The organism is Stenotrophomonas lacuserhaii (assembly GCF_014836545.1).
In the GTDB taxonomy this organism is placed as follows: domain Bacteria; phylum Pseudomonadota; class Gammaproteobacteria; order Xanthomonadales; family Xanthomonadaceae; genus Stenotrophomonas; species Stenotrophomonas lacuserhaii.
On sequence record NZ_JACSQS010000011.1, the window covers coordinates 122,477 to 131,294 of the forward strand.

9 protein-coding genes are annotated in these 8,818 nt (G+C 66.0%); 4 read left to right on the plus strand and 5 right to left on the minus strand.

The window, feature by feature from the left end:
* Nucleotides 1-119: 119 nt before the first annotated feature.
* The 3 genes from H9654_RS11840 to H9654_RS11850 all read right to left on the minus strand — a co-directional run bounded on the left by H9654_RS11840 (nucleotide 120) and on the right by H9654_RS11850 (nucleotide 2,418).
* Nucleotides 120-629: a pathogenicity-like protein gene (locus tag H9654_RS11840; protein ID WP_101100206.1), complete on the minus strand. Its 510-nt coding sequence runs from the start codon at nucleotides 627-629 to the stop codon at nucleotides 120-122.
* 10 nt (nucleotides 630-639) lie between these two features.
* A complete protein-coding gene (gene tesB / locus H9654_RS11845) occupies nucleotides 640-1,548 on the minus strand; it encodes an acyl-CoA thioesterase II (RefSeq protein ID WP_042615152.1) in 909 nt (302 codons plus the stop codon).
* A 90-nt stretch (nucleotides 1,549-1,638) separates the two neighbouring features.
* On the minus strand, nucleotides 1,639-2,418 hold the full coding sequence (locus H9654_RS11850) for an enoyl-CoA hydratase/isomerase family protein (protein ID WP_101100208.1): 780 nt from the start codon (nucleotides 2,416-2,418) through the stop codon (nucleotides 1,639-1,641).
* Nucleotides 2,419-2,452: 34 nt separating this feature from the next.
* Between H9654_RS11850 and H9654_RS11855 the strand changes: the two genes are divergently transcribed.
* On the plus strand, nucleotides 2,453-2,905 hold the full coding sequence (locus H9654_RS11855) for a copper chaperone PCu(A)C (protein ID WP_191771001.1): 453 nt from the start codon (nucleotides 2,453-2,455) through the stop codon (nucleotides 2,903-2,905).
* A 169-nt stretch (nucleotides 2,906-3,074) separates the two neighbouring features.
* On the opposite strand, the gene H9654_RS11860 is transcribed toward H9654_RS11855, so the two are convergent.
* A complete protein-coding gene (locus H9654_RS11860) occupies nucleotides 3,075-3,482 on the minus strand; it encodes an acyl-CoA thioesterase (protein ID WP_042615149.1) in 408 nt (135 codons plus the stop codon).
* On the minus strand, nucleotides 3,482-6,484 hold the full coding sequence (gene uvrA / locus H9654_RS11865) for an excinuclease ABC subunit UvrA (protein WP_191771002.1): 3,003 nt from the start codon (nucleotides 6,482-6,484) through the stop codon (nucleotides 3,482-3,484). Before uvrA ends, H9654_RS11860 begins: the two co-directional genes overlap by 1 nt.
* A 292-nt stretch (nucleotides 6,485-6,776) precedes the next feature.
* Between uvrA and rplU the strand changes: the two genes are divergently transcribed.
* The 3 genes from rplU to cgtA all read left to right on the plus strand — a co-directional run bounded on the left by rplU (nucleotide 6,777) and on the right by cgtA (nucleotide 8,623).
* A complete protein-coding gene (gene rplU / locus H9654_RS11870; RefSeq protein WP_042615146.1) occupies nucleotides 6,777-7,094 on the plus strand; it encodes a 50S ribosomal protein L21 in 318 nt (105 codons plus the stop codon).
* 11 nt (nucleotides 7,095-7,105) lie between these two features.
* Entirely contained in the window at nucleotides 7,106-7,369 is a 264-nt protein-coding gene (gene rpmA / locus H9654_RS11875; RefSeq protein WP_042615145.1) for a 50S ribosomal protein L27, read from the plus strand.
* 198 nt (nucleotides 7,370-7,567) lie between these two features.
* Nucleotides 7,568-8,623, plus strand: coding sequence for an Obg family GTPase CgtA (gene cgtA, locus H9654_RS11880; RefSeq protein WP_101100211.1), 1,056 nt, complete (start codon nucleotides 7,568-7,570; stop codon nucleotides 8,621-8,623).
* Nucleotides 8,624-8,818: the final 195 nt, after the last annotated feature.

Below are 8,818 nucleotides of genomic sequence, written 5' to 3' on the forward strand. Positions count from 1 at the left end.
CGGCTCTGGAGACCACTGCAACAGCGTGACGACCAACGGTCGTCACCCACCGGAGCAGGCGGCCGTCACCCACCGGAGCAGGCGCAGGCACCGGACGGCCTGCGGTCGTCACTACCGGCTCAGGGTTGCGGCGTGGAGGGCTGGATGCGCACGCGGACTTCTTCTTCCTCAACCGGCGCGGCCGGTGCGGCGGGCTGCTGTTGCGGAGCAGGAGCGGGCGCCGGTGCGGCCGGCTGCTTTGCGCCGCGATGGCCCATCCCGATGAACAACGCCACGCCGGCGATCACCACCAGCAAGGCGATGCGGATGCGCCAGGCCCAGCCGCGGCCCGTGGACGGTGCCTCGGTTTCGCGGAAGGCGAACTCGGCGGTCGGGTGGTCACGGCGGGTCGTATCGAGCAGCCGCGCATCACGCAGGATCTCGCGCGCACGCGGCTGGTCATCCGCACGCACCACCCATACCGTGGGGTGGCGGATGTTCTTGCTCTGGTCGAGGTAGCTGAACTGCCCGCGGCGCTTGGTGTGGTACGTGCGCCCATCGGTCACGCGCACTTCGATGTCGTGGCTGCGCAGCAGTTCGGCCACGCCTTCCACGGTTTCCACGCGCTGGCTGCTGAAAATCTGTCTCATGGTGCGTTCCTCAGTCCTTGGCCGGCACGGCAGCTGCGGCGGCGCTGTCAGGCACCACGCGGATCAAGCCTTCCTGCGCGGTGCTGGCCACCAGGCGACCGTGGCGGTCGAAGAACTGGCCACGTGCCAGCCCGCGCGAATCCTGCGCGCTCGGGCTGTCCAGCGCATACAGCAGCCAATCGTCGGCACGGAACGGACGGTGGAACCAGATCGCGTGGTCCAGCGATGCCATCTGCACGTGCGGCTGGTAGTAGCTGATGCCGTGCGGGAAGGTCGCCGTGCCCAGCAGATGGAAATCCGAGGCGTAGGCCAACAGCGCCTGGTGCAGTTCCGGTGCATCGCCGACCGGTTCGGTCAGGCGGAACCAGACCTGGTGGTAGGGCGGGCGTTTGGGCGGGTTGAGCTCATCGCGCGGATAGACGTGGCGGAACTCGAACGGGCCACCCCGCGACAGCCAGCGCTGCACCTTGATCGGCAGCCGGTCCAGCACGTCCTGCGGCAGCGGACGGTTGGGTTCCAGGTCTTCCGGCTGAGGTACTTCGGGCATCTTGTGCTGGTGCTCGGCGCCGCTTTCTTCCTGCTGGAAAGAGGCCGCGCAGAAGAAGATCACCTTGCCGTGCTGGATCGCGGTCACCCGGCGTACCGAGAAACTGCCGCCATCGCGGGTGCGGTCCACGTCGTAGACGATGGGGTGGTCGATATTGCCCGCCCGCAGGAAATAAGCGTGCAGCGAGTGCACGTGGCGCCCGTTTTCCACCGTGGCCTGGGCGGCGGCCAATGCCTGGCCAAGCACCTGCCCGCCGAACACGTACTTGGTGCCGATGTCGCGGCTCTGGCCACGGAACAGGTTGTCTTCCAGCCGCTCCAGGGTGAGCAGGTCGATCAATTCGGAGACGACGGGTTCGTGCGTGTCGTTCAAGGGGGACAGCCGGTGTCGGGACAGGCCGTGATTATAGCCGGGCGGCCGTGCGGCAGCCCCCGGCAGGTGCTGCCGGCCGTTGCCCGGTGCTCAGCCCTTGCCGAGCCGGGCCACCAGCGCCTGCAGTGCCTGCTGCGCATCCGGCGCATACCAGGCTTCGACAAAGCGATCCAGGCGGATCAGGTCCGGGTGCAGGGCTTCATGCAGGTCCTGGCGGGCGATCGCGCGGGTCAACAGCATCGGCTGGCGTGGCATCTTCAGCAGCCGCTGCAGCCAGGCCACTGCGCGCGCCACGACCAGGTCGCCGTCTGCCAGCTCATCGACCAGGCCGATCTGCAGGGCCTGCTCGGCCGGCACCATGGCGGCGGTGGTCAGCAGGATCCCGGCGCGGTGCATGCCCACGGCGCGGCGCAGCAGGCGCTGGATGCCCTCCGGTGCCACCAGCCCCACCTGCACTTCATTCAAGCCGATGGCGAACGGCTGCGCCGGATCGGTACTGCGCGCCATCACCCGGTAGTCGCAGCACAGCGCCAGCACGCAGCCACCGGCCGGGGCGTGCCCGGTCAGTGCGGCAACCACCGGGATGCGGCTTTCGGCCAGCGTGCGTACCGCGCCGAAGAAGGCGTTCCAGCTGTCCAGCAGGGCGTGCTGATCGTCGCCATGCGACAGCAGGTGGGGCACGTCCATGCCGCCGGTGAATACCCGTTCGTTGCCTGACAGCACCAGTCCGTGCACGTCTTCGGCCATGGCCTGTTCGACGGCGTGGATCAACTGTCGGCAGAGGTCGGTGTCCAGCGCATTGACCGGCGGCCGCGCCAGACGCAGTTCGCGGATCGGTCCATGGTTGTACACCTCGATGAGCGTGGTCATGCTGCGATCTCTTGCCGGGAGGGAACGTGGTCCGATGATAACCAAACCATGCGTTGGCGTACTGTTCGCGTTGTGTGCAGTGGCAGCATCGGGAGTGGCGCTGGCCGCGCCGGTGGAGTGCCTGCAGTTGAAAGACGGATGGGCGCGGTTGCCGCCGAGCGCGGCGATGAAGATGACCGCCGGCTACGGAACGATCCACAACACCTGCGCCACCGCAGTGACCCTCATCGGCGCGCGCAGCACGGTGTTCGGCGATGTGTCGCTGCATGAAACCACGCTGCAGGGCGACGTCAGCCGCATGCAGCACCTGCACCATCTGGTGCTGCCGGCCGGTGCGGCGGTGGAGCTGAAGCCGGGTGGCAAGCACCTGATGCTGATGCAGGGCAAGGCCGCGCTGAAGGAAGGGCAGGCGGTGCCGTTGGTGCTGCAGCTGGAAGGCGGTGGTGAAGCGGCCGCGACGCTGCAGGTACGCAAAGCCGCGCCCTGATGCTTCTGCTCCGGTGGGTGACGACCGTTGGTCGTCACTACCTCGGGCGGCAGCGGACCGGTAGCGCCGAGCCATGCTCGGCGAGCGCAGCGGCAGGCGGTACGCAGGACCGATGGATGGCCGCGAGTGACGACCAACGGTCGTCACCCACCAAGCGGCCGTCACTACCTCAGGTGGAGGCGTTGCGTACGGCGTCGGGAAGCGGGGCGCTCTTGCCGGTCTGGGTGTCCATCCACACCACCACGACGTTGCCGTCCGAGTACAGGCGCGATTCGTCCTGCTGGTCAACGATCCGGTGGCCGATGGTGACGCTGCTGTTGCCCAGCCGTTCCACGAACAGTTCCACCAGGATGTCGTTGGGCCACACGATCGGCAGCCGGTAATTGACGTTGGTGGCGGCCACCACCGGTGCGATGCGGTCGGTCATCGCCACGCCTTCCACGCCCAGCATCCAGCGCACGCGCGCTTCTTCCAGATAGGAAATGTACTTGGCGTTGTTGACGTGGCCCATGCTGTCCATGTCGCGCCAGCGCACGCTGATCGGGATGCGGGCGAGGATCTTGTGCTCGGTGCTCATCAGGCGTCCTTCTTCTTGCGCGTGGCGGTGGTCTTGGTCGTGGTGGACTTGCTGGGGGCGGCGGTGCTCTTGGCTGCGGCGGCCTTCTTCTTCGGCTCCGGCTTCACCTTCCGCGGCGGGCGTGCATCGGGCTTGTTGGCCACCGCCGCCGGCTTGTCCGGGCGCGCGCTGACCGAGGGCAGCATCTTGGCCAGGAACTGCCCGGTGTACGAGGTCGGGCAGGCCGCCACGTCTTCCGGGGTGCCGGTGACCAGGATGGTGCCACCGCGATGGCCGCCTTCCGGACCGAGGTCGACGATCCAGTCGGCGGTCTTGATGACATCCAGGTTGTGCTCGATCACCACCACCGTGTTGCCTTCGTCGCGCAGTTTGTGCAGCACGCCCAGCAGCGCTTCGATGTCATGGAAATGCAGGCCGGTGGTCGGCTCGTCCAGGATGTACAGCGTGCGCCCGGTATCGCGGCGCGACAGTTCCTTGGACAGCTTCACGCGCTGCGCTTCACCGCCGGACAGGGTGGTCGCGCTCTGTCCCAGCTTGATGTAGCTCAGGCCCACGTCGACCAGCGTTTCCAGCTTGCGCGCGATGCTCGGCACCGGCTCGAACAGCTTCAGTGCATCTTCGACGGTCATCTGCAGCACGTCGTTGATGTTGTAGCCCTTGTACAGGATCTCCAGCGTTTCGCGGTTGTAGCGCTTGCCGTGGCAGACATCGCAGGGCACGTACACATCCGGCAGGAAGTGCATCTCCACCTTGATCAGGCCATCGCCCTGGCAGGCTTCGCAGCGGCCGCCGCGCACGTTGAAGCTGAAGCGGCCCGGCGAATAACCGCGCGCACGTGCTTCGGGCACCTGGGCGTACAGCTCGCGCAGGGGAGTGAACAGGCCGGTGTAGGTGGCCGGGTTCGAACGCGGGGTGCGGCCGATCGGCGACTGGTCGATGTCCACGACTTTGTCGAACAGGTCCAGCCCGTCGATTTCCTTGTACGGGGCGATATCGTGCGATGCGCCGTTGATCTCGTTGGCGGCCAGCGAGAACAGCGTGTCGTTGATCAGCGTCGACTTGCCCGAACCGGACACGCCGGTGATGCAGGTCATCAGCCCCGCCGGAATGGCCAGATCGACGTTCTTCAGGTTGTTGCCGCTGGCCCCGCGCAGGTGCAGGGTCATCTTCGGGTTCGGCTTGTGCCGGCGTGCCGGGATCTCGATCGCACGCTTGCCCGAGAGGTACTGGCCGGTCAGCGAGCGCGGCGCGTCCAGGATGTCCTGCAGGGTGCCCTGGCCGACGATCTCACCGCCATGCACGCCTGCGCCCGGACCAATATCCAGCACGTAGTCGGCCAGGCGGATCGCGTCTTCGTCATGCTCCACCACGATCACCGTGTTGCCGAGGTCGCGCAGGCGGGTGAGGGTGCCGAGCAGGCGCTCGTTGTCGCGTTGGTGCAGGCCGATGGATGGCTCATCCAGCACGTACATCACGCCGACCAGGCCGGCGCCGATCTGCGAGGCCAGGCGGATGCGCTGGGCTTCGCCGCCGGACAGCGTATCGGCCTTGCGCTCCAGGCTGAGGTAATCCAGGCCCACGTCGACCAGGAAGCCCAGCCGCTCGCCGATTTCCTTGACGATCTTGCTGGCGATCTCGCCACGCCAGCCGGGCAGGCTCAGCGTGCTGAAGAATTTCAGTGCTTCGTCGATCGGCATCACCACCAAGTCCGGCAGTGGACGGTCGGCCACGAACACGTTGCGCGCGGCACGGTTCAGGCGCGCGCCCTTGCACTCCGGGCAGCTCTGCTCGCTGATGTACTTGCCTAGTTCTTCCTGCACCGCCGCCGATTCGGTTTCCTTGTAGCGGCGTTCCAGGTTGGGAATGATGCCTTCGAAGCGGTGCTTGCGCTGGGTGCGGCCACCGGCTTCGGTGAAGTAGGTGAAGCTGATGGTTTCATCGCCGCTGCCGTACAGCACGGCCTTCTGCACGCTGGCCGGAAGCGTGTTCCACGCCGCGTCCACGTCGAACTTGTAGTGCTTGGCCAGCGAGGCGATCAGCTGGAAATAATAGGCATTGCGACGGTCCCAGCCGCGCACCGCACCGGCCGACAGCGGCAGCTCGGGATGTACGACCACGCGCGAGGGATCGAAGAACTCGGCCATGCCCAGGCCATCGCAGCCGGGGCAGGCGCCCATCGGCGCGTTGAACGAGAACAGGCGCGGTTCCAGTTCCGGCAGCGAGTAATCGCAGACCGGACAGGAATATTTCGAGGAGAACAGCGCAGGCGCCGTTTCCGGGTTGTCCAGCGACTGCACCGAGACCATGCCATCGCCCAGCTTCAGCGCGGTTTCGAAACTCTCGGCCAGGCGCTGCTTGATGTCCTCGCGCGGGCGGAAGCGGTCGATGACTGCTTCGATGGTGTGCTTCTGGCGCAGCGCCAGCGGCGGCACCTCATCGATTTCATACAGCACGCCATCCACGCGCACGCGCACATAACCCTGCGCGCGCATCTGGTCGAACACCTGCGCATGTTCGCCCTTGCGGTCGCGGATCACCGGCGCCAGCAGCATGTAGCGCTGTTCCGGGTCCAGGGTCAGCACGTGGTCGACCATCTGGCTGACGGTCTGCGCTTCCAGCGGATAGCCGTGGTCGGGGCAGCGCGGGGTGCCCACGCGCGCGTACAGCAGGCGCAGGTAGTCGTAGATTTCAGTGATGGTGCCGACGGTCGACCGCGGGTTGTGCGAGGTCGATTTCTGTTCGATCGAGATGGCCGGGGACAGGCCTTCGATGTGGTCCAGGTCCGGCTTTTCCATCACGCTGAGGAACTGGCGGGCATAGGCCGACAGCGATTCCACGTAACGGCGCTGGCCCTCGGCGTAGATGGTGTCGAAGGCCAGAGAGGACTTGCCCGAGCCGGACAGGCCGGTGATCACGATCAGCTTGTCACGCGGCAGATCGAGATCGATGTTCTTGAGATTGTGCGTCCGCGCGCCGCGGATGCGGATGAAATCCATCGCCATGGGGGATCCGGTGTTGGGGGCTTGGGCTGGGGCCCGGCCAGCAGGAAGGGCGTCGGGGAGGGCAATCAAGCAGCCTACCGAGCAGACCAGATGGGGGCAATGGGCGACAATGCCAGCCGCCTGTCGCAGCACATGAGACTGACGTACAGAGTGATGAAGGCCTTGTCGCGCCTGGGTTTGCGGGGTGTGGGGGAGGGTTGACCGGGGCTGGGTGTGCCGGTACAATTCCGCTCCTGTCTGCCCTCGATGGCAGCAGTCAATAGACCACAATAACTACAAAGGAAGTCTGGTCATGTACGCAGTACTGGTCACCGGCGGTAAGCAATACCGCGTCGCGCAGGGCGAAAAGCTCCGCGTGGAAAAGCTCGAAGTCGAAGTCGGCAGCGAGATCAAGTTCGACAACATCCTGCTGCTCGGCGACAGCGATGGCATCAAGATCGGCGACGCCCTGAGCGGCGCTGCGGTCACTGCCACCGTCCTGTCCCAGGGTCGTGCCGACAAGGTCCGGATCATCAAGTTCCGTCGCCGCAAGCACCACATGAAGCGCCAGGGTCACCGTCAGTACTACACCGAAATCGAGATCACCGGCATTGCCGGTGGCAGCAAGTAAGGAGATAGGTCATGGCACATAAAAAAGGCGTAGGCTCTTCGCGCAACGGTCGCGACTCCAACCCGAAATACCTCGGCGTGAAGATCTTCGGTGGCCAGGCCATCGACGCCGGCAACATCATCGTGCGTCAGCGCGGCACCCAGTTCCACCCGGGTACCGGCGTCGGCCTCGGCCGTGACCACACCCTGTTCGCCCTCGTGGACGGCAAGGTGGAGTTCTCGGTGAAGGGTGCGAAGAAGCGTCGCACCGTCAGCGTGGTTTCGGCCGAAGCCTGATCCAGGCGCGGCTGGCGCCCATGCCAGTCATGGGTGCGCTGCAGAAGAGCCCCGCTTCGGCGGGGTTTTTCGTTGGATGCAGCAGGTAGTTTCGAGGTACATCCGGTCCACCGCGCAGGTGGCCGAGCCCTGGCGACGCCGGGGCAGTAGAATCCCAAGGCGACGGCAGGCTGCCGCGCCCATCGCAGGCATCGAAAAATGAAACTGGTAGACGAAGCAGAAATTGAAGTGTTCGCCGGCAACGGCGGCAATGGCTGTATCGGCTTCCGTCGCGAGAAGTTCATCCCGCTCGGTGGCCCCGATGGTGGCGATGGCGGCGGCGGTGGCAGCGTGTGGATCCGCGCCGACGAGAACCTCAACACCCTGGTCGATTTCCGCCATGACCGCATCTTCAAGGCGCAGCGCGGCGAGAACGGCATGGGCCGCCAGGCCTATGGCAAGGGCGGCGAAGACCTGGTCATCACCGTGCCGGTTGGCACCACGGTGACCAACGTGGCCACCGATGAAGTGATCGGTGACCTGACCCAGCACGGCGATCGCCTGCTGGTGGCCAAAGGCGGCCGCGGCGGCCTGGGCAACATGCATTTCAAGAGCTCGACCAACCGCTCGCCGCGCCAGGCGCTGCCGGGCGAGCCAGGTGAAGAGCGCTCGCTGAAGCTGGAGCTGAAGCTGCTGGCCGACGTTGGCCTGTTGGGCTTCCCGAACGCCGGCAAGAGCACGCTGATCCGTGCGGTGTCGGCGGCGACGCCGAAAGTGGCTGATTACCCGTTCACCACGCTGTACCCGAACCTGGGTGTGGTGAAGGTGGAGAACTACCGCAGCTTCGTGATTGCCGATATTCCCGGCCTGATCGAAGGTGCCGCCGACGGCGCTGGGCTGGGCGCGCAGTTCCTGCGCCACCTGCAGCGCACCCGTCTGCTGCTGCATCTGGTGGACATCTCGCCGATGGAAGGCGGGGTGGAGATTTCGCCGGTGGAGCAGGTGCGGGCGATCGAGCGCGAGCTGGAGCGGCATGATCCGGAGCTGCTCGACAAGCCGCGCTGGCTGGTGCTGAACAAGGCTGACCTGATGTTCGAGGACGAGGCCAAGGCAGCGGCTGAGCAGATCATTGCGGACCTGGGTTGGAAGGAGCCGTGGTTCCTGGTGTCGGCGCTGGGTCGTGAGGGTACGTTCCCGGTGATGAGCAAGATCATGGCGTTCTTCGATCGCCAGAAGGAAGACGAGCTGCAGGCGCGCCACGCGGCTGGCGAGTAATCGTCTTCGTTTGGTTGAACGCGAAAAGCCCGGCTTCGGCCGGGTTTTTTGTTGGCTGTTGGTTGGCGGCGAGTTGGCGGCGAACGGCGGAGCCCCTCGTGGTGGGTCGCTGGGTGACGGGGTTCTGGGTTGGGCCGGGCGGGAGGGGTTGGTGGGGGACGGCAAGAGCCGCTCCTGCGGGCCTCGGTTCGTGCC